This window comes from Streptomyces sp. NBC_00557 (assembly GCF_036345995.1).
Taxonomy (GTDB): domain Bacteria; phylum Actinomycetota; class Actinomycetes; order Streptomycetales; family Streptomycetaceae; genus Streptomyces.
The window spans coordinates 113036-138770 of record NZ_CP107797.1 but is presented as its reverse complement, the minus strand read 5'-3'; the positions used below and the strand labels follow the sequence as shown (position 1 = coordinate 138770).

The window sequence follows — 25735 nt, the reverse complement described above, 5'->3', positions numbered from 1 at the left end:
TTCGGTCCGGACGACCGAATTCGCGCCCACGATCGAGAAGGTAACTGTCACATGGCAGACCTCGTCAACGACGAACGAACGGAAACCGAGACCCCCTCCTTTCCGTTGGCCGAGAAATGCCCGTTCCGCCACACTCCGGAATACGCGCGACTGCGGGCCGAAGAGCCGGTCTCCAAGGTCAAGGTGGAGGTGTCGGGCAAGGAGGCGTGGGTGGTGGCCACCCATGACCTCGTCAAGCAGGTGCTGACCTCGCCGGCGATGAGCTCCAACTGGCGCAATCCGGGGTACCCGCACCAGGTCGCGCTGTCCCAGGAGATCCTCAACACCCTCGAACTGCCGCTGCTGGCCCTGGACGCACCCGAGCACACCGTACGCCGGCGCCTGCTGATCCCCGAGTTCACCGTCAAGCGCGTCACGGCGCTGCGGCCCCGCATCCAGCGGTTCGTGGACGACTGCATCGACCGGATGCTCGCCAAGGGCGGCCCCGTCGACCTCGTGCAGGAACTCGCCGTGCCGGTGCCCACGCTGCTGTTCGCCGAGCTGATGGGCGCCCCCGCCGAGGACGCCACGTCGTTCCGGGAGCACGCCGAGGGCACCATGACCCGGGGGCTGGAGGCCGACGAACTCGACCGGCGCCAGCTGGAGATGGAGCAGCACCTGGCCGCGCTGGTCACGGAGAAGGAGAAGAACCCGACCGACGACCTGCTCAGCCGCATCATCGCCAAGAACAAGGAGGACGGGGCGCTCGAGCACCACGACCTGGTGGCCATCGCCCGCATGCTCATGTTCGGCGGTTTCGACACCGCGGCCAACATGATCTCGCTGGGGACGGTGACCCTGCTGCAGCACCCCGAGCAGCTCGAGCAGATCAAGGCCGACCCGTCGCTGACCCCGAAGGCGATCGGGGAGCTGCTGCGCTACCTGTCGATCAACGACTCGGCGAGCGCCCGTGTCGCCACGGAGGACGTGCGGCTCGGCGACGTGACGGTCCGTGAGGGCGAGGGCGTCATCCTGCTGTACGGCTCCGCCAACCGCGACGAGGCCGTCTTCGACGATCCCGACGTCTTCGACATCCACCGCGACACCCGCGGCCATGTGGCCTTCGGTGGCGGCGTCCACCAGTGCCCCGGGGCGAGCCTGGTGAAGGTCGAGCTGGAGATCGTCTTCAACACGCTGTTCCGCCGCATCCCCGAGCTGCGGCTCGCCGTGCCGTTCGAGGAGCTGTCGTTCAAGAACGACACGCTCATCTACGGCATGTACGAGTGCCCCGTCACATGGTGAGCGCCGTGCGGGTCAGCGTCGACCGGGAGCTGTGCACGGGCACCGGTTCGTGTGTGTTCGCCGCTCCCGGCGTGTTCGAGCAGGACGACACCGACGGCCGCGTCGTCCTGCTGAGGGAACACCCCGAGCCGGGCGAGTCGGACGACGTGCAGGAGGCGGCCGACGTCTGCCCCGTGGCCGCCATCAAGCTGCACCGACGATGACGTATCGGAGATCACCATGACCAAGGCAGTAGTGCTCGGCGGCGGGATGGCGGGGATGCTCGCGGCCTCTGCCCTGGCCCGTCACGCCGACGAGGTCACCATCGTGGAGGGCGACCGGCTGCCCGACGTACCCGCGCCGCGGCGCGGGCTGCCGCAGGGTTACCACAGCCACATGTTCATGGGCGGCGGGGCCCTCGCCCTGGAGGACCTGCTGCCCGGCGTACTCGACCGGCTCCACGCCGCGGGTGCTTCCCGCCGCGGCATGCCGTGGAACACGCTGACGCTGTCGGCCGGCGGCTGGTTCCCGCGTCACCACGGCGACGCCTTCATCGTCGTGTGCAGCCGGGAGCTGACCGACCACGTGGTGCGCGGGCGGGTCCTGGAGGCCGACGACATCGAGGTCGTGCAGTCGGCGAAGGTCGTCGGGCTGACCGGCGACGCGGCCCGGGTCACCGGGGTGCGGCTGCAGGACGAGGACGGCGAGCGGGTGCTCGCCGCGGACTTCGTGGTGGACGCCACCGGTCGCCGTTCCAAGGCGCCCGAGTGGCTGGTGGAGATAGGCGTCCCGGAGGTCGAGGAGGAGTTCGTCGACCCGGGTCTGGCGTACTCGACGCGGCTGTACCGGGCGCCGCAGGGCGTGCACCCGGACTTCCCCGCGGTGCTGATCCAGCCGCAGGCGGGCACCGGGCAGCCGGGCCGTGGCGCGACGCTGTTCCCGATCGAGGGCGGCCGCTGGATCGCCACGATGACCGGCACGCGCGGGGCGCAGCCGCCCTCGGACGCGGCCGGGTTCGACGCGTTCGCCCGCGGACAGCGGCACTCGGTGATCGCCGACCTGCTCGCGCAGGCGGAGCCGATCAGCGAGGTCCGCCCTTACAAGGGCACGGTCAACCGGCGCCGTTACTACGAGCGGCTGCCGCTGCCCGAGGGCTTCGCCCTGGTGGGCGATGCCGTGGCAGCTCTGAACCCGGTGTACGCGCACGGCATGTCGGCCTCCGCCTTCGGTGCGCTCGCGCTGCGTGCGGCGCTGGAGGAGGTCGGTCTCAAGCCGGGGCTCGCCGCCCGGGCGCAGGCCGGGGTGGCGGCCGCCGTCGAGACGCCGTGGTCGATGGCCGTACAGCAGGACGTCGCCTTCCCCGACGTGCGCACCAACCGGACGGCCGTGGCCGGGCCGGGCCCCGAGGAGCAGGAGTTCATGGGACGGCTCGCGGCGACGTCGCTCAGCGAACCGGTCGTCGCGAACGCCCTGTTCGGTGTCTACACGCTGATGACACCGGCGGCCGAGATGGTCACGCCGGAGGTCCAGGAGCTGGTTCGGCGCGGCCCGAGCCGGCCGCAGCTGACCGCCGAGGAGGCCATCGCGCAGTTCCCGGAGCTGGGCGGTCTGCTCACCCCCGCCGCTGTGCACTAGTCGTCTCACGGGGCGGTCACCGCGCGCCACGGGGCGCGCGGCGGCCGTCCCGCAGTCGGTTCGTCATGGGCCGTCATGGTCCGTTGTCCGCCGGGGCGGTGAGCCGCAAGGCTCCGCCGCCCGCCGGCGGTGGTCGCCCGGACCGCCGCCGAAATCGTCCGCCGCTGAATAAGAGGGATGGCGTTGGCAAGGAATCTGGTGGCTTGGCCGGTCTCGGGCAAGAGCGCCGCCGCACTGCGTGCCCAGGCCCGGCGACTGCGCGATCATCTCGTGGCGACGCCCGGCACCAGGCCGGTCGACGTGGCCCTGACCCTGACCACACGGGCCGTTCTGGAGCACCGGGCCGTCGTCCTCGGCGCGGACGAGGCGACGCTGCTGGCCGGTCTGGAGGCGGTGGCCGAGGACCGCGGCGGCGAGCAGGCGGTGGTGGGTGCCGCGCACGGTGATCCGCGCCCGGTCTTCGTCCTGCCCGGCGACGGCGTGCCCGAGGCGGCCGGACTCCTGGACGCCGCCCCGGCGTTCGCCGACCGGATGGCCGAGTGTGCGCGGGCCCTGCGTCCGCTGACGGGCTGGGAGCTGCTGGAGGTGGCCCGCGGGACGCGGACCGCACCCGACGCGGCGGCGCCGCTGCGCTGGGCGGTGTCGGTGTCCCTGTGCGCCTTGTGGGAGTCGCTCGGGGTACGGCCGGCCGCCGTGACGGGCGTCGGCGACGGCGAGACGGCGGCGGCCTGCGTCACCGGGGCACTGTCCCTGGAGGACGGGGCACGGCTGGTCGTCTCCGGTGGGCGGCCCGACGCCGGGGCGCTGCGCACCGGTGGCGCGCTGCGGCTGGGCGCCCCGCTGGAGGAGACCGTACGGGCGCTGAGGACGAAACGGCACGAGGTGTTCGTCGTACCGGACGCGGCTCTCGCCGGGCGGGTGACGGCCGCCGCCGGTGAGGGGGCGACCGTGCTGGCGCCCGGCCCCGACGGGTTCCTCGGCCAGCTGGCCCGGGCCCACGTGCGGGGCGTGACCGTGCGCTGGGCTGGGCTGCTCGAGAAGACCGGCGCGGTCGGCGTCGACCTGCCCACCTACGCCTTCCAGCGCCGCCGGTACTGGTCGGTGCCGGTGGTGGCGGCGGACGCCGGCGAGCTGGGTCTGTCGGCCGTCGCCCATCCCCTGCTGGGCGCCGCGGTGGAACTGGGCGAGCAGGGCGCCCTGGTCTTCACGGGGCGGCTGTCCGCCCGTACCCATCCCTGGATCGCCGACCACGCGGCGCTGGGCAGCACCTTGCTGCCGGGCACGGCGTTCGTCGAGCTGGCCGTCCACGCGGGCGGCACCGTGGGCCTTGACCTGCTGGAAGAACTGACCCTGCACGAGCCCTTGGTGCTGCCCGAGGACGATGCCGTGCAGCTCCGGGTGCTGCTCGGCGACGCCGACGCCACCGGCCGCCGTACCGTCACCGTGCACGGCCGGGCGGAGGGCCGGGGGACGGCGTGGGTGCGGCACGCGACCGGTGTGCTGGCCGCGGGCGCGCCCGAGGGCACCGGGCTCACCGAGTGGCCGCCGGCCGGCGCGCGGCCGGTCGCGCTGGACGGCCTGTACGAGCGGCTGCGGGCCCGCGGATACGACTACGGGCCGGTGTTCCAGGGCCTGCGCGCGGTGTGGCGCGGCGGCGACGACGTCTTCGCCGAGGTGGTGCTGCCCGGCCAGACCCGCGACGAGGCCGGGCGCTTCGGTGTGCATCCGGCCCTGCTGGACGCGGCCCTGCACGCCGCGCTCGCCGTGGAGGACGCCGACGGCGGTCAGGGCGGCGAGACGGTACTGCCGTTCGCCTGGACCGGGGTGTCGCTGCACGCGTCCGGCGCCACCGAACTGCGGGTGCGGCTCAGCCCGGCCGGCCACGACGGTACGGCGATCAGCGCCGCCGACCCCGCCGGCCGTCCCGTTCTGTCCGTGGCCTCGCTGGTGGCGCGGCCCGTCGCCGCGCAGAGCCTGGGCGAGCAGCCCTGGCGGCTGGAGTGGGCCACGCGGCCGCTGCCCGCCGGACCGGACGAGGCGGGCGCGCCGGTGGTGGCGGTGCTGGGCGAGGCCGGGGTACCGGGGCACTTCGCGTACCCGGACCTGGCGGCACTGGGCGCGGCCGTGGACGGCGGACTGACCGTGCCGGAGTGGGTGCTGTGCCCGGTGGCACGGCCGGACGGCGAGGTGCCGGCGGCCGTGCGCGCCGTCAGCCACCGCGCGCTGGACCTGGTCCAGCAGTGGCTGGGCGACGCCCGGTTCGCCTCCTCCAGGCTGGTGTTCGTCACCGAGGGCGCCGCCGGAGAGGGCGCCACGGACGTCGTCCTGGCTCCCGTGTGGGGTCTGGTGCGGGCGGCCGAGGCGGAGAACCCGGGCCGGTTCGTGCTGGCCGATGTCGACGGCAGCGCGGCCGCGTACGCCGCCCTGCCCGGCGTGCTGGAAAGCGGCGAAACGGAGGTCGCGCTGCACGGCGGCGAGCTGCGGGTGCCGCGGCTGGTACGCGGGGCCGGCCCGGAAGCCCAGGCCTCCCTCGACCCCGACGGCACGGTGCTGATCACCGGTGGCACCGGCGGCCTGGGCGCGCTGGTCGCGCGCCGGCTGGTGACCGGGCACGGGATGCGCAGGCTGCTGCTGACCAGCCGGCGCGGCCCTGCCGCTCCCGGGGCGGCGGAGCTGGTGGCCGAACTGGAGGCCCTCGGCGCCGAGGTGACCGTCGCGGCGTGCGACGTCGGAGACCGCGACTCGCTCGCCCGGGTCCTGGACTCGGTGCCCGCCGCCCACCCGCTGACGGGTGTGGTGCACGCGGCCGGCGTCCTCGACGACGGGGTGGTGGAGTCCCTGACCGCCGACCGCCTGGACACCGTCCTGGCCGCGAAGGCGGACGGTGCCTGGCATCTGCACCAGCTCACCGCCGGTCAGGAGCTCGCGTTCTTCCAGCTGTTCTCATCCGCCGCCGGCACCCTGGGCGCCGCGGGCCAGGCCAACTACGCCACGGCCAACACCTTCGTCGACGCCCTGGCCCGTCACCGGCGGGCGGCCGGGCTGCCGGCCACCTCCCTGGCCTGGGGCCTGTGGGCGACCGGGGGCATGGCCGAGCAGCTGACCGACGCCGACGTGGAGCGGCTGCGCCGCCAGGGCTTCCCGCCGCTGTCGGCGGAGGAGGGGCTGGCCCTGTTCGACGCGGCGCTGGGCAGCGCGGAACCGCTGTTGCTGCTGCTGCGCCTGGACGTCGCCGCGCTTCGCGCGCAGGCCGACGCGGGATCGGCCCAGACCGTGCTGCGCGACCTGGTGCCGCCTGCCGTACGACGGCCTGCGGGTGCAGCGGCGCGGCCGGTGGACGGCACGCTCGCGGACCGGCTGGCGGCCCTGTCCGAGGCGGACCGCGAGCGGGAGCTGCTGCACCTGGTGCGGACCCAGGTCGCCACCGTGCTCGGCCACGACTCCGCCGAGGCCGTCGAACCCGACCGGGCCTTCCAGGAGCTGGGATTCGACTCGCTCGCCGCCGTCGAACTGCGCAACACCCTGCGCACCGTGGTGGGCCACAGTCTGCCCGCCACCCTGGTCTTCGACTATCCGAGCGCCCGCGCCGTCGCCGGACACCTGGCGACGCTGCTGTCGGGCACTCGGGACCGGGCGGCCGGCGCCACCGCCGCGACGGCCGTCGCGGCGGACGACGACCCGATCGTCATCGTCTCCATGGCCTGCCGCTATCCCGGCGGGGTCGGCTCTCCGGAGGACCTGTGGCGGCTGGTCGCCGACGGGGTGGACGCCGTCACCGAGTTCCCCGCCGACCGCGGCTGGGACGTCGAGGGGACGTACGACCCCGAGCCGGGCACACCCGGCAGGACGTACACCCGCTCGGGCGCCTTCCTGCACGGCGCGGGCGACTTCGACAACCGCTTCTTCGGCATCAGCCCGAACGAATCACTCGGCATGGATCCCCAGCAGCGGCTGCTGCTGGAGGTGTCCTGGGAACTGTTCGAGCGGGCCGGGATCGACCCGGCGGCGCTCAAGGGCAGCTCCACGGGCGTGTTCACCGGCGTGATGTACCACGACTACCCGTTCGCCTCGGCCACCGGTTCGATCGTCTCCGGACGGCTGGCGTACCACTACGGCCTGGAAGGGCCGGCCGTCTCCCTGGACACGGCCTGCTCCTCCTCGCTGGTCGCCCTGCACCTGGCGGTCCGCGCGCTGCGGGCCGGCGAGTGCTCCCTGGCGCTGGCGGGCGGGGTGACGGTGATGTCGACGATGGAGACGTTCATCGAGTTCAGCAGCCAGCGCGGGCTGTCCGCCGACGGTCGCTGCCGTTCCTTCGACGCTGCCGCGGACGGCACCGGCTGGGGCGAGGGCGCGGGTCTGCTGCTGGTGGAGCGGCTGTCGGACGCGCGCCGTAACCGCCACCCCGTGCTGGCGGTGGTCCGCGGCTCGGCGGTCAACCAGGACGGTGCGAGCAACGGGCTGACCGCGCCCAACGGCCCCGCCCAGCAGCGGGTGATCCGCCAGGCGCTCGCGGACGCCGGTCTCGGCACGGACGACGTCGACGCCGTGGAGGCGCACGGCACGGCCACCGTGCTCGGCGACCCGATCGAGGCGCAGTCGCTGCTGGCGACGTACGGGCAGGACCGGCCGGCGGAGCACCCGTTGTGGCTCGGCTCCCTGAAGTCCAACATCGGCCACACCCAGGCCGCCGCCGGCGTGGGCGGCATCATCAAGATGGTGCAGGCCATGCACCACGGGCTGCTGCCGAGGACGCTGCACCTGAACGAGCCGTCGCCGAAGGTCGACTGGTCGGCGGGACAGGTACGGCTGCTGACGGAGGCGACCCCGTGGCCGCAGCGCGGGCGTCCCCGCCGGGCCGGTGTGTCCTCGTTCGGCATCAGCGGCACCAACGCGCATGTCGTGCTGGAACAGTCGCCCGACGACGGTGGCCGGGCGTTCCTGTTCACGGGGCAGGGCGCGCAGCGCCTCGGCATGGGCCGGGAGCTGGCCGAGACCTACCCCGTCTTCGCCCAGGCCCTCGAGGCGGTGCTCGCCGCCGTCGACACACACCTGGACCGGCCACTGCGCGAGGTGATGTGGGGCGACGACGCCGACCTGCTCAACCAGACCCAGTACACCCAGCCCGCCCTGTTCGCCTTCGAAGTCGCCCTCTACCGGCTCATCGAGTCCTTCGGCGTCATCCCCGACCATCTCGCCGGACACTCCATCGGCGAGATCGCCGCCGCCCACGTCGCCGGCGTGTTCTCCCTCGACGACGCCGCCCGCCTGGTCACCGCCCGCGGACGCCTCATGCAGGCCCTCCCCACCGGCGGCACCATGATCGCCGTACAGGCCACCGAGGACGAAGTCCTGCCGCTGCTGACCGACCAGACCGGCATCGCCGCCCTCAACGCCCCCGACTCCACCGTGATCTCGGGCAGCGAGGACGCCGTCCTCACGATCAAGGCCCACTTCGACAGCCTGCGCCGCAAGACCAAGCAGCTCGCCGTCAGCCACGCCTTCCACTCCCCCCTCATGGACCCCGTCCTCGACGACTTCCGCACCGTCGCCGAATCCCTGACCTACCAGCAGCCGCGCATCCCGTTCGTCTCCACCGTCACCGGCGACACCGTCACCGACGAACTCACCACCCCCGACTACTGGACCGAACACATCCGCAAGCCCGTCCGCTTCACCGAAGCCCTCACCCGCATACCCGCCACCACCCACCTGGAGATCGGCCCCGACGCCGTCCTCACCGCCCTCGGACCCGCCTCGGTCGACGACGCCACGTTCACGGCGACGCAGCGCCGGGGCCACGGAGAGCAGGCCGAGTTCACCTCCGCGATGGAGCGGCTCGGCGGCGCCGAATGCCGCACCGTCCCCCGCCTGGTGCCGCTGCTGCTGTCGGCGAAGACCGCCGAGGCCCTGCCCGCGCAGGCAGAGCGCCTGCACCGATTGCTGGCCACGGATCCCGCTCCGCGGCTGACCGATGTCGGATATTCCACCGCCGCCTCCCGGGTCCCGCTGGAACACCGTGCCGTGGTCTGGGCCACCGACCGGGACGACGCCCTGGAGGGACTGCTCGCCCTGGCAGAGGACCGTGAGCTGCCCGGGATCATCCGAGGTCGTGTGCGGAACGCCGAGGGCCTTGCCTTCCTGTTCACGGGGCAGGGCGCGCAGCGGCTCGGCATGGGCCGGGAGCTGGCCGACACCTACCCCGCCTTCGCCCAGGCCCTCGAGGCGGTGCTCGCCGCCGTCGACACACACCTGGACCGGCCACTGCGCGAGGTCATCTGGGGCGACGACGCCGACCTGCTCAACCAGACCCAGTACACCCAGCCCGCCCTCTTCGCCTTCGAAGTCGCCCTCTACCGGCTCATCGAGTCCCTCGGCATCACCCCCGACCACCTCGCCGGACACTCCATCGGCGAGATCGCCGCCGCCCACGTCGCCGGCGTGTTCACCCTCGACGACGCCGCCCGCCTGGTCACGGCCCGCGGACGGCTCATGCAGGCCCTCCCCACCGGCGGCACCATGATCGCCGTACAGGCCACCGAGGAGGAAGTCCTGCCGCTGCTGACCGACCAGACCGGCATCGCCGCCCTCAACGCCCCCGACTCCACGGTGATCTCGGGCAGCGAGGACGCGGTGGCGGCGATCGCGGAGCAGTTCGCCGCACAGGGCCGCAAGACCAAGCAGCTCGCCGTCAGCCACGCCTTCCACTCCCCCCTCATGGACCCCGTCCTCGACGACTTCCGCACCGTCGCCGAATCCCTGACCTACCAGCAGCCGCGCATCCCGTTCGTCTCCACCGTCACCGGACAGCCGGTCACCGACGAACTCACCACCCCCGACTACTGGACCGAACACATCCGCAAGCCCGTCCGCTTCACCGAAGCCCTCACCCGCATACCCGCCACCACCCACCTGGAGATCGGCCCCGACACCGTCCTCACCGCCCTCGGACCCGCCACCACCGACGACGCCACCTTCATCCCCACCCAACGCCGCGACCGCGACGAAACCCACGAACTCGCCGCCGCACTCGGCCACCTGCACACCACCGGCACCCGCGTGGACTGGACCGCCTACTACGCCACCACCGGCGCCCGCCGCACCGACCTGCCCACCTACGCCTTCCAGCGCACCCGCTACTGGTTGGCCCCGCGGTCGTCGGGCGACGCCGCAGTGGGCGTCGGGCAGGAGTCGAGCGGGCATCCGCTGCTGGGGGCCGAGGTGGCCCTGCCGGACGGCGGGCTGGTGCTGACCGGGGCCGTGGCCCCGGGCACCGCGCCCTGGCTGGCCGACCACAGCCTGCTGGGCACGCCGGTGCTGCCGGCGTCGGCCCTGGTGGAGCTGGCGTTGCACGCGGGCGACCGGCTGGGACACGGGACGCTGACCGAGTTCGGCGTCGAACGGCCGCTGGTGCTGTCGGCGGAAGCGACCGTGGCGCTGCGGGTCGTGGTCGAGGCGCCGCAGGAGCAGGGCGGCCGTACCGTGACCGTGCACTCCCGGCGGCAGGGCGCGGACTGGATCCGGCACGCGATCGGCGTGCTGCGTCCGGAGGAGCCCGGCGCACCGGCCGGCCCGGGAGCCTGGCCGCCGGCCGGTGCGACGCGTGAGGCGTTCGACGACGGCTACGACGTCCTGGCCGGGCGCGGTCACCACTACGGCCCCGCGCTGGAGTCGGTGCGTGCGGTCTGGCGGCGCGGTGAGGAGCTGTTCGCCGAGGTGGCGCTGCCGGAAGGTACGGCGGCCGACGGCTTCGGTCTGCATCCCGCGCTGCTGGAGGCCGTGTTCCATCCCGTGTGGGCCGCCGCCGGCGGCGGCCAGGAGCCCGGGCCACTGCTGCCCGCCGACTGGCGGGACGTGACGCTGCACGCCGCCGGTGCCTCGGAGCTGTGCGTGCGGATCGCTCCGGCCGATGGCGAGGGCGTGCTGCTGAGCGCCGTCGACTCCTCGGGGGCACCGGTGTTCTCGGCGCGTTCGGTGGGCTTCCGGACGGTGACGGCCGAGCAGTTGGGCGTCGAGGAAGGCGCCGTGGCGCCGGTGCGACGCCGTGCGACGACCCGCCGGGCCGTGGGCGAGGAGGGCGGCGCGCGGCTGCGCCGGCGGCTGGCCGCGCTGCCCGAGGGCGAGCGTGACCGGGAGCTGCTGGACCTGGTCCGCACGCAGGTCGCGGAGGTACTGGGGCATCCGTCCGGCTCCCTGGTGGAACCGGACGAGGCGTTCCAGGAGCTCGGTTTCGACTCGATGGCCGCGACGGAGCTGCGCCGCCGGCTGGGCGGTGCCACGGGTCTGGAACTGCCGGCGACGCTCGCCTTCGACCAGCCCAGCGCCCGTGCCGTGGCCGGTTATCTGCGGGCCGAGCTGGCGCCGCCGCCCGTGGATCCCGTGGCGTCCGTGCTGGCGGAGGTCGACCGGCTGGCGGAGGCACTGGCCATGGTGCCCGTCGGCGACGACGGCGGGCGGACCCGGGTCGGCGCCCGGCTGGAGGCGCTGGCGCGCCGCTGGCAGGACCTCGCGGGGCGCGAGGTCGAGGCCGTCGAGGAGGACCTCGGCTCGGCCACTGACGACGAACTGTTCGAGGCGCTCGACCGCGAACTCGGCTTGTCCTGACCGGAGAGTGTGGAAACCGATGGCGAACGACGACAGGCTCAGGGACTACCTCAAGCGTGCGACCACCGAGCTCCAGCAGGCCAAGCGGCGGCTGCGGGATCTGGAGGTGCAGAAGACGGAACCCGTCGCGATCGTCGCGATGGCGTGCCGCTATCCGGGGGGTGTGCACTCCCCGGAGCAGTTGTGGGACCTGGTCGCGGCCGGGGGCGACGGCATCACGTCCTTCCCGGAGAACCGGGGCTGGGACGCCGAGGCCCTGTACGACCCGGAGCCGGCGACGCCGGGACGGACGTACTCCACGCGGGGCGGCTTCCTGCACGACATGGGGGAGTTCGATGCCGACCTGTTCCGGATGAGCCCGCGTGAGGCGAAGGAGACCGACCCGCAGCAGCGGCTGCTGCTGGAGATCTCCTGGGAGGCGCTGGAGCGGGCGGGCCTGGACCCGACCGGTCTCAAGGGCAGTCGTACCGGGGTGTTCGCGGGGGTCGCCTACCACGACTACGCCGGGCGGAGCGGGCTGGGTGAGCGCGGCATCGGCACGCTCGGCAGTGTCGTGTCGGGCCGGGTCGCCTACAGTTTCGGCTTCGAGGGACCCGCCGTCACCGTGGACACGGCCTGCTCGTCGTCGCTGGTGGCGCTGCACTGGGCCGTGCGTTCGCTGCGCGCCGGGGAGTGCTCGCTCGCCCTGGCGGGCGGAGTGACGGTGATGAGCACGCCGGACGCGTTCGTCGGCTTCAGCCAGGACCGGGGGCTCGCGCCGGACGGCCGCTGCAAGTCCTTCGCGGCGTCCGCCGACGGCACCGGGTGGGGCGAGGGAGCCGGTGTGCTGCTGCTGGAGCGGCTGTCGGACGCGCGCCGCAACGGTCATCCGGTGCTCGCGGTGGTGCGTGGCAGCGCGATCAACTCCGATGGCGCGAGCAACGGTCTGACCGCGCCCAACGGACCCTCCCAGCAGCGGGTCATCCAGCAGGCCCTCGACGACGCGCTGCTGACGGCCGCCGACGTGGACGCGGTCGAGGGCCATGGCACCGGCACGGTGCTGGGCGACCCGATCGAGGCCCAGGCGCTGCTGGCCACCTACGGGCAGAACCGTCCCGAGGGACGGCCGCTGCTGCTGGGCTCGCTGAAGTCGAACATCGGCCACACCCAGGCCGCTGCCGGGGTGGGTGGCGTCATCAAGATGGTGCAGGCGATGCGGCACGGAACGCTGCCGAAGCTGCTGCACCTGGACGAGCCGACCCCGAAGGTCGACTGGTCGGGCGGATCGGTGCGGTTGCTGGCCGAGGACACGCCCTGGCCGGACGGCGGGCACCCGCGGCGCGCGGGCGTCTCCTCGTTCGGTCTCAGCGGCACCAACGCGCACGTGATCATCGAGCAGGCGCCCGAGGCGGAGGCCGAGGAGGAGCCGGCCGGGCGTACGGCGCACGACGGCGGAAGCCTGCCGCTGTTGGTCTCCGGCAAGACCGAGGAGGCGCTGCGGGCGCAGGCCGCGCGGCTCGCCGCCCATCTCGGGGAGATACCCGGGGCGGACCTGCGGGACCTCGGCTTCTCCCTGGCCACCACCCGGGCGGCGCTGGAGCACCGGGCGGTGGTGACCGGTGCCGACCGGGAGCAGGTGCTGCGCGGCCTGGCCGCGGTGGCCGCGGGAGACCCTGCCGCGAACGTCGTGCGGGGGGTGGCGCGTGGCGACGCCGTCGGCGCGTTCCTGTTCACCGGGCAGGGGGCGCAGCGCCTGGGCATGGGCCGGGAACTGCACGCCGCCCACCCGGTGTTCGCCCAGGCTCTGGACGCGGCGGTGGCCGAGCTGGACCGGCATCTCGACCGGCCGCTGCGCGAGGTGATGTGGGGCGAGGACACCGAGCCGCTGAACCGCACCGAGTACACCCAGCCCGCCTTGTTCGCCGTGGAGGTGGCGCTCTACCGGCTGCTGGAGTCCTGGGGCGTGCGGCCCGGCTATCTCGCCGGGCACTCCATCGGCGAGATAGCCGCCGCACACGTCGCCGGGGTGTTCTCGCTCGCCGACGCGGCCGCGCTGGTGGCGGCGCGCGGCCGGCTGATGCAGGCGCTGCCCGCGGGCGGTGCGATGATCGCCGTCGAGGCCTCCGAGGAGGAGGTGCTGCCGCTGCTCACCGGCGAGGTGGGCATCGCCGCGGTGAACGGGCCCGCCTCTGTGGTGGTCTCCGGCACCGAGGAGGCCGCCCTGGCGACCGCCGAACAGCTGCGCGCGCTGGGCCGCCGCACCAAGCGCCTGAGCGTCTCCCACGCCTTCCACTCCCCGCTGATGGAGCCGATGCTGGCCGGCTTCGCCGAGGTCGCCCGCGGTCTGTCGTACGCGCCGCCCACGCTCGCCGTGGTCTCGAACGTCACGGGCGAACTGGCCACCGCCGAGCAGCTGTGCTCGCCGGAGTACTGGGTGCGGCACGTGCGGGAACCGGTGCGCTTCCTGGACGGGGTGCGGTGGCTGGAGTCCCGGGGCGTGACCACCTTCCTCGAGCTGGGTCCGGACGCGGCGCTGTCGGCGACGGGACCGGAGTGCCTCCGGGACGGCCGGGAGGGGGCGTTCGTGCCGCTGCTGCGCCGCGGTCGTCCGGAGCCGCAGGAGACGGTGAGCGCGCTCGCCGCCGCGCATGTGCGCGGGATTCCGGTGGGCTGGGCGGCGTTCTTCGCCGGCGCCCGGCGGGTGGAGCTGCCGACGTACGCGTTCCAGCACCGCTGGTACCTGTGGCAGCCGACCGCCAGGGGCGGCGCCGGGGCGGATCCGCTGGACGCGGGCTTCTGGGAGGCCCTTGACCGGGACGCCGATCCGGAGGTGCTCGCCGAACGGCTGGGTGTGTCCGCCGAGTCCCTGGGCGAGGTGCTGCCCGCGCTGGGCGAGCTGCGCCGGGCCCACCGCGACCGGGTACTGACCGACTCGTGGCGTTACCGGGTCACCTGGCATCCCGTCGCCGCCCCGCAGGCTCCGGCCGGGGCCGCCGCGACCTGGCTGCTCGTCGTGCCGGCCGCGCGGTCGGGCGACGCGACGGTGAACGCGGTCGTCGAGGGCGTCCGGGAGCGTGCCGGGCACGTCACCGTGATCGAGACGGACGGCACGGAGGACCGCGCCGTCCTGGCCGAACGGCTCGGCAGGGAGGCGTCCGGCGCCACCGGGGTCCTGTCGCTGCTCGGCCTGGACCGCGCGCCGCACGCGGGGTACCCGGAGCTGTCCCGCGGCACCGCGGCGACCGTGCTGCTGGTGCAGGCGCTGGGCGACGCGGGCGTCATCGCCCCCTTGTGGTGCGCGACGGCCGGTGCCGTGGCCGTGGACGACTCCGAGACGGTGGACGAACCGCTCGCCGCCTCGCTGTGGGGGCTGGGCATCGGGCTGTCGCTCGACCACCCGGACACCTGGGGCGGCCTGGTGGACCTCCCGGACCGGGTGGACGCCACGGTCCTCGACGCGCTGTACGCGGTCGTGTCCGCCGTCGGCGGCGAGGACCAGGTCGCCCTGCGCCCGCAGGGCGCCTACGGCCGCCGTATGGAGCGGGCCCCTCTGGGCGACCGCGAACCCGCCCGGCCCTGGCGGCCGCACGGCACCACGCTGATCACGGGCGGCACCGGCGGCCTCGGCGCCCATGTGGCCCGGATGCTGGCTGCGGACGGCGCCGAGCATCTCGTGCTCACCAGCCGGCGGGGCGCCGACGCGCCCGGGGTGCCCGAGCTGACGGCCGAACTGACCGCGCTCGGCGCCCGGGTGACCGTGGCCGCCTGTGACGTCGCCGACCGAGCGGAACTGGCCGCGCTGCTGGACGGGCTGGAGGACCTGACCGCCGTCGTGCACGCGGCCGGTGCCGCGCAGCGCCCGGTGCCGCTGGCCGAGCTGTCGCTGGAGGAGTTCGCCCGGGTCGGTACCGCGAAGGTCGCGGGCGCGGCGCACCTGGACGAACTGCTCGGCGACCGGCCGCTGGAGAGGTTCCTGCTGTTCTCCTCCGGCGCTGCGGTGTGGGGCGGCGCCGGACAGACGGCGTACGCGAGCGCCAACGCCTACCTGGACGCGCTGGCCCGGCGCCGGCGTGCGCGCGGCCGCGCGGCCACCTCGATCGCCTGGGGCTCCTGGGAGGGTGGCATGGTCACCCCGGAGATCGCGGCCGCGTCGCGGCGCATCGGCGCACCGGCGATGCCGCCGCGGCCGGCGCTGGCCGCGCTGCACCGGATCCTGGAGCACGGCGAGTCCCATGTCGTGGTCGCCGACCTCGACTGGGCGAAGTTCGCGCCCACCTACACCCTGGCCCGGCCGCGGCCCCTGCTGAACGCGCTGCCGGAAGCGGCGGAGAGCGCGCCGGACGAGCCGACCGCAGGTGACGGCGGGCAGGAACTGGCCACGTGGCTGGCGGGGATGACGGCCCCCGAGCAGGCCGCGGCCGTGCTCTACGTGGTACGCACGCACGTGGCCGCGATCCTGGGCCACGAGGACGGCTCGGCGGTCGAGCCGAGCCGGTCCTTCCAGGATCTGGGCTTCGACTCGGTGTCCGCCGTGGACCTGCGTTCCCGGCTGAGCACGGCCGCCGGCCGCAAGCTGCCCACGACACTGGTCTTCGACTACACCACCCCGCGTGCCCTCGCCGACTACCTGCTCTCGCAGCTGTGCCCGCAGGACGGCGGCGGTGCTTCGGTCGACGAGGAACTGGACCGGTTCGGCGAGTACCTCGCCGGGCTGACGGCCGAGCAGATCGAGGGCTCACGTGTCGTCGCCCGGCTGCACGCCCTGGCCGGCCGGCTGACGAAGGGCGATGACGAGGGCGCCGGGTCCGCTCAGGCCACGCTCGAGTCCGCCAGTGCCGACGACGTGTTCGAATTCATCAACACCACGCTCGGACTCGATGTCGACTCGATCCGTGAATAGGACAGCAGCGATGACCAACCCTCAGACGGGCACCGACGAGAAGCTGGTGGCGGCGCTGCGCGCGTCACTCAAGGAGAACGAGCGGCTGCGCGCGCAGAACCGCAAGTTCGGCGAGGCCGCGCGGGAGCCGGTCGCGATCGTCGCGATGGCCTGCCGCTTCCCGGGCGGGGTGCGCTCCCCGGAGGACCTGTGGCGGCTGGTCGCCGACGGGCGGGACGCCGTCGCCGGCTTCCCCGCGGACCGGGGCTGGGACGTGGAGCGGCTGTACGACCCGGACGGGGAGCGGCCCGACACCAGCTACGCGTGCGAGGGCGGGTTCGTCCACGACGCGGGCGACTTCGACGCGGACTTCTTCGGCATCAGTCCGCGCGAGGCCCAGTACATCGACCCGCAGCAGCGGCTGCTGCTCGAGGTGTCCTGGGAGGTGTTCGAGCGGGCGGGCATCGACCCGGCGACGCTGAAGGGCAGCGCCACCGGCGTCTACGCCGGGATGATGTACCACGACTATCCGGCCAACTCGAACACGGGCTCCGTGCTGGCCGGCCGGGTGTCGTACACGTACGGCTTCGAAGGTCCGGCGGTGACGGTGGACACCGCCTGCTCCTCCTCCCTCGTGGGGATGCACCTGGCCGCGCAGGCGCTGCGTGCCGGTGAGGTGGATCTCGCGCTGGCCGGCGGCGTCACCGTGATGGCCTCCCCGGAGACGTTCGTGGAGTTCAGCCGGCAGCGCGGGCTGGCCTCCGACGGGCGTTGCAAGTCCTTCGCCGCCGCCGCGGACGGCACCGGCTGGGCGGAGGGTGCCGGTCTGCTGCTGCTGGAGCGGCTGTCCGACGCGCGCCGCAACGGCCACCCCGTGCTCGCGCTGCTGCGCTCCTCCGCCATCAACCAGGACGGCGCCAGCAACGGACTGACCGCACCGAGCGGCCCCGCCCAGCGCCGTGTCATCCAGCAGGCGCTGGCGTCGGCCGGGCTCACGACGGCCGACGTGGACGCGGTGGAGGCGCACGGCACCGGCACCACGCTGGGCGATCCGATCGAGGCGCAGGCGCTGCTGGCCACCTACGGGCAGAACCGGCCCGAGGACCGGCCGCTGTGGCTGGGCTCGCTGAAGTCCAACATCGGCCACGCCCAGGCCGCCGCCGGCGTCGGCGGTGTCATCAAGATGGTCATGGCGATCCGTGAGGGCGTCCTGCCCAGGACCCTGCACGTGGACGAGCCCACCCCGCACGTGGACTGGGAGTCGGGTGCCGTCCGGCTGCTGACCGAGGCCCGCGACTGGCCCGGGACGGACCGCCCCCGCCGGGCCGGCGTGTCCTCCTTCGGTCTCAGTGGCACCAACGCCCACCTCATCATCGAGCAGGCGTCCGAAGAGCCCGCACCGTCCGCCGGTGACTGCGGCAGCCCCGACGCGGTGCCGCTCCTGCTGTCGGCCAAGTCGGCCGAGGCGCTGCCCGCGCAGGCCCGGCAGCTGCACGACTGGCTGACCGCCCGCCCGGACGTCTCCACCACCGACGTCGCCCACACCCTGGCCACCGCTCGCGGAGCCCTACGGCACCGGGCGGCCGTCGTCGCCGGGAGCCACGCGGACGCGCTACGAGGCCTGGAGGCGCTGGCCGAGGGCCGCACCGCTCCCGGTGTGCTGCGCGGCCGTGCCCAGGAGGGCAAGCTCGCCTTCCTGTTCACGGGGCAGGGCGCGCAGCGGCTCGGCATGGGCCGGGAGCTGGCCGAGACCTACCCGGTCTTCGCCGAGGCCCTCGAGGCGGTGCTCGCCGCCGTCGACACACACCTGGACCGGCCACTGCGCGAGGTCATCTGGGGCGAGGACGCCGACCTGCTGAGCCAGACCCAGTACACCCAGCCCGCCCTCTTCGCCTTCGAAGTCGCCCTCTACCGGCTCATCGAGTCCCTCGGCATCACCCCCGACCACCTCGCCGGACACTCCATCGGCGAGATCGCCGCCGCCCACGTCGCCGGCGTGTTCACCCTCGACGACGCCGCCCGCCTGGTCACCGCCCGCGGACGCCTCATGCAGGCCCTCCCCACCGGCGGCACCATGATCGCCGTACAGGCCACCGAGGACGAAGTCCTGCCGCTGCTGACCGACCAGACCGGCATCGCCGCCCTCAACGCCCCCGACTCCACGGTGATCTCGGGCAGCGAGGACGCGGTGGCGGCGATCGCGGAGCAGTTCGCCGCACAAGGCCGCAAGACCAAACAGCTCGCCGTCAGCCACGCCTTCCACTCCCCCCTCATGGACCCCGTCCTCGACGACTTCCGCACCGTCGCCGAATCCCTGACCTACCAGCAGCCGCGCATCCCGTTCGTCTCCACCGTCACCGGACAGCCGGTCACCGACGAACTCACCACCCCCGACTACTGGACCGAACACATCCGCAAGCCCGTCCGCTTCACCGAAGCCCTCACCCGCATACCCGCCACCACCCACCTGGAGATCGGCCCCGACACCGTCCTCACCGCCCTCGGACCCGCCACCACCGACGACGCCACCTTCATCCCCACCCAACGCCGCGACCGCGACGAAACCCACGAACTCGCCGCCGCACTCGGCCACCTGCACACCACCGGCACCCGCGTGGACTGGACCGCCTACTACGCCACCACCGGCGCCCGCCGCACCGACCTGCCCACCTACGCCTTCCAGCGCACCCGCTACTGGCTCGACGCCAAGGACTACCTCGCCGACTCATGGCTGGGATCCGGCGGTGACGTGCTGGAGGCGGGGCTCCAGGTGCCGGAGCATCCGCTGCTGGGTGCCGCGGTGTGGTCACCGGAGTCGGACGCGGTGGTGTTCACCGGACGGCTGTCGCCGAAGTCGCAGCCCTGGCTGGCCGACCACCAGGTCGGGGGCAGCACGCTGTACCCGGGGACCGGTTTCGTCGAACTGGCGCTGGCGGCCGGCGAGCAGGTCGGCTGCGAGGTGCTGGAGGAGCTGACGCTGGAGGCGCCGCTGGTGGTGCCGGAGCGCGGCGGAGTGGCCTTCCAGGTCGTCGTGGGCGAGGGCACCGGGTCGCGTCCCGTCGCCGTCTACGCCCGGGAGGAGGACACGGGCGGCTCCTGGACGCGGCACGCCACCGGGCGGCTCGCCGCCGCGGATTCCGCCGCCGCGGCCGTACCCGGCTCCCTGGCCGCGTGGCCGCCGCCGGGCGCCGAGCCGCTTGCCGTGGAGGGCCTGTACGAGGCCCTCGCGGAGGCCGGGTTCGCCTACGGGCCCGTCTTCCAGGGCCTGACCGCCGCCTGGCGGCACGGGGACGACCTGTACGCGGAGGTCTCCGTGGCGGAGGACGCGGTGTCCGGGGCCGAGCGGTTCGGGCTGCACCCGGCCCTTTTCGACGCCTGTCTGCACGTGTTCGGCCTGGTGTCGGACGGGGATTCCGCGCGGGTGCCGTTCGCCTGGTCGAAGGTGGCGCTGCATGCCTGGGGCGCTTCGTCGCTGCGAGTGCGGCTGACGCCGTCGGCGGCTGCGGACGGCATGTCGCTGGAGGTCGCGGACGCCCAGGGTGCCCCCGTGCTGTCGGTGGGCTCGCTGGTGCTGCGTGAGATCGCCGCGGCCCGGCCGGCAGGTGCCGACAGCCTGTTCCGTGTCGAATGGACTCCGGCGGCGGACTCCGGCGGCTCGGTGGACGTGTCCGACGTGACCGTCGTACGGGTGCAGCCGGGTCTGAGCGCGGCCGGGGCGCGTGAGGAAGTGCTGCGGGTGCTGGCCGAGGTGCGGGAGCACCTGGCCAAGGGCTCGAAGCTCGCCGTCGTCACCAGCGGCGCGGCCGCACTGCCCGGCGAGGACATCACCGACCTCGCCGGCGCCGCCGCCTGGGGCCTCATACGCTCCGCACAAGCCGAGAACCCCGGCCAGTTCCTCCTCATCGACACCGACACCCCCGACCACCCCGACCTCCCCACCGCCCTCGCCACCGGCGAACCCCAGATCCTCATCCGCGACGGACGCCCCCACAGCGCCCGGCTCACCCGCCTCACCCCCACCCCCACCAGCACCAGCACCAGCACCGGCACCGAGCAGCCCCCCACCGCCTTCGGCCCCGACAGCACCGTCCTGGTCACCGGAGCCACCGGCGCCCTCGGCCGCATCCTCACCCGACACCTCGTCACCCAACACGGCGTACGCCACCTCCTGCTCACCAGCCGCCGCGGACCCGACGCACCCGGCGCCACCGAACAACGCGACGAACTCACCGCACTCGGCGCCGAGGTGACCCTCGCCGCATGCGACGCCTCCGACCGCCAAGCCATGGCAGCGCTGCTCGCCGACCACCCCGTCACCGCCGTCATCCACACCGCCGGCGTCCTCGACGACGGACTCGTCACCTCCCTCACCCCCGACCGGGTCGCAGCCGTACTACGACCCAAAGCCGACGCCGCCTGGAACCTCCACGAACTCACCCAGAACCACCCCCTGACCGCCTTCGTCCTGTTCTCCTCCGCAGCCGGCGTCTTCGGCAACGCAGGCCAGGCCTCCTACGCCGCCGCCAACGCCTACCTCGACGCCCTCGCCACCCACCGCCGCACCCGCGGACTACCCGCCCACTCCCTGGCCTGGGGCCTGTGGGAAAGCGACACCGGCATGACCGGCGAACTGAGCGAGGCCGACCGGGAACGCCTGAACCGCTCCGGCGTGCGGGAGATGTCCGCCGAGGAGGGGCTCGCGTTGTTCGACGCCGCGTGCGCCCTCGACGTACCGGCCCTGGTGCCGATCCGGTTCGACTTCAAGGCACTCGCTGCCGCCGGCGAACCGCCCGCGCTGTTCCGCGCGCTCGTCAGGCCTGCCGCCGCGCGGCGGCGGGCCGCGGGCGCCGACCCGGCCGCGCTGCGGGCCCGGCTCGCCCGGCTGGACGCCGACGAGCGCGAGCGCGAGGTGCTGGCACTCGTGCTGCGGCACTCGGCGACCGTGCTCGGGCACGGCGGCCCCGAGGCGGTGGACCCGGAACTCGGCTTCCTGGAGGCGGGGTTCGACTCGCTGAGCGTGATGGAACTGCGTTCCGCGCTCCACGACGACCTGGGGGTGACGCTGCCGTCGACGGCCGTCTTCGACAGCCGCACCCCGGCAGGGCTGGCGCGCAGGCTGCGGGACGAGGTCACCGCCGAGCCCGACGGGCAGCGGCCCACGGGCGGCCAGGAGACGGTCGCCGAGCTGTTCCGGGCCGCCGTGCGCGCCGGCGACTCCGACGCGGGGTTCGCGCTGCTGCGGTCGGTGGCCGACCTGCGGCCGCATTTCTCCTCGTCGCGGGACTTCCCCGGGGAGCTGGCACCGGTCCGGCTGGCCGACGGCCCGGGCCGGCCGCGCCTGGTCTGCCTGAGCACTCCGATGGCGACCGGTGGTACCCACCAGCACGCCCGGCTGGCCTCCTACTTCCGGGGTGTCCGGCCGGTGAGCACACTGCCGACGCCGGGGTTCACGCCCGGCGACAGTCTGCCCGGCTCGCTCCAGGCGCTCACCGGGCTCCTCGGGGACGCCGTGGTGGCCGCCGCCGAGGGCGAGCCGTACGTGCTGTTCGGCTATTCCTCCGGCGGTCTGATCGCCTATGCCACCGCGGCCCGCCTGGAACAGCAGGGTGCCGGTCCGGCGGGGGTGGTCCTGGTGGACTCCTACCAGGTGTCCGGGGGTGGGGTCAGTGCCCAGGTCTCCCACGGGCTGGCCGCGACCCTCGTCGAACAGGACGCCGAGTTCGGGCTGTTCGACAGCACGGGGCTGTCCGCCATGACCCGCTACTTCGACCTGCTGCCGCAGTGCCCCCTGGACGCCATCTCCGCGCCCGTGCTGTTCCTCGGCGCCGACCGGTCGTTCCTGACCGGGTCGTCGCCGGCCGCTGAGGAGGAGTGGCGGACCCGGCCCTGGCGTGCCGAGCACGTCTACCGGCCGGTGCCGGCCTCGCACTTCACCATCATCGAGAGCGACGCCGAACCGACCGCGCGCATGGTGGAGGAGTTCCTCGGCACCCTCGCTCCCACTCCGGCCCGCATCTGACGAGGTGTCCGACATGTCTGTGGCTTCCATTGTCAAGGGAACCGTTCCCTTCGGCGACTTCAAGACCTGGTACCGCATCAGCGGGGATCCCGGTTCGCCGCTGCCCGCGCTCGTGGTGGTGCACGGGGGGCCGGGCAGCACTCACGACTACCTGCGCGGGATGGAGGTCTTCGCGGCAGTGGGCTGGCCGGTGGTGCTCTACGACCAGCTGGGCAACGGCGGCTCCACCCACCTGCCGGACAAGGGCGAGGACTTCTGGACCCCGCAGCTGTTCCTGGACGAGCTGGACAACCTGCTGCACCGGCTCGGCGTCGCCGACAACTACGTGCTGTTCGGGCAGTCCTGGGGCGGGCTGCTCGTCGCCCGGCACGCCGCCGCACGGCCGGCGGGGCTGCGGGGACTGGTGATCGCCAACGCCCCCGCCTCGTATCCGCTGTGGCTGCGGGAGATGGCCGTGCTGCGGGCCCAGCTGCCCCCCGGTGTCAACGAGGTCCTGCTGCGTCACGAGGCCGCGGGGACGACGGACAGCGAGGAGTACCACGAGGCGATGCGCGTCTTCTACGAGAAGCACGTGTGCCGTCTCAAGCCCTGGCCGCGCGACTACCAGGCGTCGTTCTACGAGATCACCAACGATCCGACCGTGTACCGGACGATGAACGGGCCCAGCGAGTTCCATGTGATCGGCACGCTCAGGGACTGGGGGGTGGAGGACTGTCTGCCGGACATCGAGGTGCCCACGCTGGTCCTGTCCGGCCGGTACGACGAGGCGACCCCGGAGACGGTGCGGCCGTACGCGGAACTGATCCCGGACGCGCGGTGGGAGATCTTCGAGGAGTCGAGTCACCTGCCGCACCTGGAGGAACCGGAGCGGTTCATCGCGACGATGATCGAGTACCTGAGGGGCCTGCCCCGCTGATCCGATTTGTACAGGCGTCTAATACGCTTGAATTATACAATCGTATGAGAAATGTGGTAAGGTCTTGGAATGGGACATCGCGACGCTCTACTCGAAGGTGCGAAGCAGTGCCTGACCGAGAAAGGCTATGCCCGCACGACAGCCCGTGACATCGTCGCCGCGTCAGGCGCGAACCTCGCCTCCATCGGCTACCACTACGGCTCGAAGGAAGCACTTCTCAACGAGGCCCTGATCCGCGCCAACGCCGAATGGGGCGAGGCGCTGGAAAAGTCCATGGCCTACGACGACGAGTCACCGGCATCCCCGCGCGAGCAGTTCGAGGCGGTCTGGACCAAGGTGATCGAGCTGTTCTCCGGACACCGCCGGCTCTGGTCCGTCAATTTCGAGGCACTCACCCAGATCGAGCATTCCCCCGAAATCCGGGAGGCGCTCGCCGATGGTCTCCAGGAGGCCCGGGTCGGCATGGGCGAGGCTCTCCTGGCGCAGCTGGAGGAAGAGAGCGACGAGCGGACCGTGCGCGCGGTCGGCTCCTTTTTCCAGGCGCTGCTCACCGGAGTCATGGCCCAGTGGCTGATCGACCCGGAATCCGCTCCCACCGGCCCGGACCTTTCCTATGCGCTGCTCGCGATCATGACGGGAACGCGGGACAGGGAACTTTCCGACTGAGAAAAGGCAGAACCCTCCGCGATGGGCTCACCGGACCACCCCTAATTTGTTAGGGGTGGTCCTTTTCGTCGGTGTCCGAGAGCATCTTCCAGGACGGATGCGCACGGCATCGTTCGAAGGAGGGACCGCCATGGACGCCGAGGAGACGCCCCGGACCGAGGAGGCACCCGGGATCGCGGCGGACGCCGAGTACGCCGAGGAACTGCTCGTCGAAGAGGTCTCCATCGACGGCATGTGCGGCGTCTACTGACCGGAGGCCGCCCCCGTGTTCACCCCCGAGCGCCCCTACCGGTGCTCACCGAGCGTGGCGCTGCGCCCCGAGCCCTTCGGGGCGCTCGCCTACCACTTCGGCACCCGCCGGCTGTGCTTCCTGAAGACACCCCGGCTGGTGGCGGTCGTACGGTCGCTGGCCGGCCACCCGGACGTCCACACGGCGCTCGACGCGGCCGGGGTGCCCGCCGCCGAACGCGCCGCCCACCTCGGCGCTCTCGCCTCCCTCGCCGCGGGCGGCGTGATCGAGCCCCGGCCCGAGGAGCCGGCCTGCGACCTGCTGGAGGAAGCAGCATGAAGCTCGTCGACCACTTCGAGAGCGGCCTGGACGCCCCCATCTGCCTGACCTGGGAGCTGACCTACGCCTGCAACCTGGCGTGTGTGCACTGCCTGTCCTCCTCGGGCCGGCGCGACCCCGGGGAGCTGACCACGGCCGAGTGCAAGGCCGTGATCGACGAGCTGGAGCGCATGCAGGTCTTCTACGTCAACATCGGCGGCGGCGAGCCGACCGTGCGCCCCGACTTCTGGGAGCTGGTCGAGTACGCCACCGACCACCACGTCGGGGTGAAGTTCTCCACCAACGGCGTGCGCATCACGCCCGAGCGGGCCCGCCGGCTTGCCGCCAGCGACTACGTCGACGTGCAGATCTCCCTGGACGGGGCGACGGCCGAGGTCAACGACGCGGTGCGCGGGCCGGGTTCGTACGACACCGCGATGGCCGCGATGCGCCACCTCGCCGACGCCGGCATGCGCGACTTCAAGCTGAGCGTGGTGGTGACCCGGCACAACGCCGGCCAGCTCGACGACTTCAAGGCCATCGCCGACGCCCACGGCGCCCAGCTGCGCATCACCCGGCTGCGGCCCTCCGGGCGCGGCGCCGACGTGTGGGACGAGCTGCACCCGACGGCCGGCCAGCAGCGCGCGCTGTACGAGTGGCTGCTGGCGCACGGGGAGGACGTGCTCACCGGCGACTCCTTCTTCCACCTCAACGCCCTCGGCGCACAGCCGCTGCCGGGTCTGAACCTGTGCGGGGCGGGCCGGGTGGTCTGCCTGATCGACCCCGTCGGCGACGTGTACGCCTGCCCGTTCGCCATCCACGACACCTTCCTCGCCGGCAACGTCCGCTCCCCGGGCGGCTTTTCCGCCGTGTGGCGCGAGTCGGAGCTGTTCGCCGAGCTGCGCTCCCCGCAGACCGGCGGCGCGTGCACGGCCTGCCCGGCGTACGACGCCTGCCGCGGCGGCTGCATGGCCGCGAAGTTCTTCACCGGGCTGCCGCTGGACGGCCCGGACCCGGAGTGCGTGAAGGGCAACGGGGAGCGGGCGCTGGCCGTGGTCGGCGCGGGGACGGCACCGCGCCCGAGCGGCGACCACTCGCACCGCTCCCGTCCGCGGTCCGGCCCGGTCCCGGTGACCATCGGGCGCCGCCCGGCCGCCGCCGGGGTGCCGGACCGGGCCTGTGACACCAGCCCGCTGGCCGGGTTCGCGCCCGGGAGCCCGGGGGCCGCGTGAC

General features: G+C 73.5%; 11 protein-coding genes. All 11 read left to right on the top strand.

Going from position 1 to position 25735, the window contains the following annotated elements:
* Positions 1–51: 51 nt before the first annotated feature.
* The 11 genes from OG956_RS39290 (at position 52) to mftC (ending at position 25734) form a co-directional block, all read left to right on the top strand.
* Positions 52–1281, top strand: coding sequence for a cytochrome P450 (locus tag OG956_RS39290; RefSeq protein ID WP_330343144.1), 1230 nt, complete (start codon positions 52–54; stop codon positions 1279–1281).
* A gap of 5 nt (positions 1282–1286) precedes the next feature.
* Positions 1287–1484: a ferredoxin gene (locus OG956_RS39285; RefSeq protein WP_330343143.1), complete on the top strand. Its 198-nt coding sequence runs from the start codon at positions 1287–1289 to the stop codon at positions 1482–1484.
* Between the two features lie 16 nt (positions 1485–1500).
* A complete protein-coding gene (locus tag OG956_RS39280) occupies positions 1501–2895 on the top strand; it encodes an FAD-dependent oxidoreductase (RefSeq protein WP_330343142.1) in 1395 nt (464 codons plus the stop codon).
* Between the two features lie 198 nt (positions 2896–3093).
* Positions 3094–11496, top strand: a complete 8403-nt coding sequence (locus OG956_RS39275) for an SDR family NAD(P)-dependent oxidoreductase (protein WP_330343141.1) — start codon at positions 3094–3096, stop codon at positions 11494–11496.
* 7 nt (positions 11497–11503) lie between these two features.
* Entirely contained in the window at positions 11504–16375 is a 4872-nt protein-coding gene (locus OG956_RS39270) for a type I polyketide synthase (protein WP_443065715.1), read from the top strand.
* Positions 16353–22373, top strand: coding sequence for an SDR family NAD(P)-dependent oxidoreductase (locus tag OG956_RS39265; RefSeq protein WP_443065714.1), 6021 nt, complete (start codon positions 16353–16355; stop codon positions 22371–22373). The genes OG956_RS39270 and OG956_RS39265 overlap by 23 nt, the downstream gene beginning before the upstream one ends.
* Before the next feature lie 13 nt (positions 22374–22386).
* The gene (locus OG956_RS39260; RefSeq protein WP_330343138.1) at positions 22387–23289 is read left to right on the top strand and encodes a proline iminopeptidase-family hydrolase; all 903 of its coding nucleotides are present in this window, start codon (positions 22387–22389) and stop codon (positions 23287–23289) included.
* 69 nt (positions 23290–23358) lie between these two features.
* Positions 23359–23955, top strand: a complete 597-nt coding sequence (locus OG956_RS39255) for a TetR/AcrR family transcriptional regulator (protein WP_330343137.1) — start codon at positions 23359–23361, stop codon at positions 23953–23955.
* Between the two features lie 130 nt (positions 23956–24085).
* Positions 24086–24205 carry a mycofactocin precursor MftA gene (mftA, locus tag OG956_RS39250; protein WP_330343136.1) on the top strand — a complete coding sequence of 40 codons (120 nt, stop codon included), beginning with the start codon at positions 24086–24088 and terminating at the stop codon, positions 24203–24205.
* Between the two features lie 15 nt (positions 24206–24220).
* Entirely contained in the window at positions 24221–24523 is a 303-nt protein-coding gene (mftB, locus tag OG956_RS39245; protein ID WP_330343135.1) for a mycofactocin biosynthesis chaperone MftB, read from the top strand.
* Positions 24520–25734 carry a mycofactocin radical SAM maturase gene (mftC, locus tag OG956_RS39240; protein WP_330343134.1) on the top strand — a complete coding sequence of 405 codons (1215 nt, stop codon included), beginning with the start codon at positions 24520–24522 and terminating at the stop codon, positions 25732–25734. The genes mftB and mftC overlap by 4 nt, the downstream gene beginning before the upstream one ends.
* Position 25735 lies beyond the last annotated feature (1 nt).

Excerpts from the sequence above, each read along its gene's own strand:
- OG956_RS39290 (WP_330343144.1), top strand. The coding sequence starts at position 52 with ATGGCAGACCTCGTCAACGACGAACGAACGGAAACCGAGACCCCCTCC.
- OG956_RS39280 (WP_330343142.1), top strand. The coding sequence starts at position 1,501 with ATGACCAAGGCAGTAGTGCTCGGCGGCGGGATGGCGGGGATGCTCGCG.
- OG956_RS39265 (WP_443065714.1), top strand. The coding sequence starts at position 16,353 with ATGTCGACTCGATCCGTGAATAGGACAGCAGCGATGACCAACCCTCAG.
- OG956_RS39260 (WP_330343138.1), top strand. The coding sequence starts at position 22,387 with ATGTCTGTGGCTTCCATTGTCAAGGGAACCGTTCCCTTCGGCGACTTC.
- OG956_RS39255 (WP_330343137.1), top strand. The coding sequence starts at position 23,359 with ATGGGACATCGCGACGCTCTACTCGAAGGTGCGAAGCAGTGCCTGACC.
- mftA (WP_330343136.1), top strand. The coding sequence starts at position 24,086 with ATGGACGCCGAGGAGACGCCCCGGACCGAGGAGGCACCCGGGATCGCG.
- mftC (WP_330343134.1), top strand. The coding sequence starts at position 24,520 with ATGAAGCTCGTCGACCACTTCGAGAGCGGCCTGGACGCCCCCATCTGC.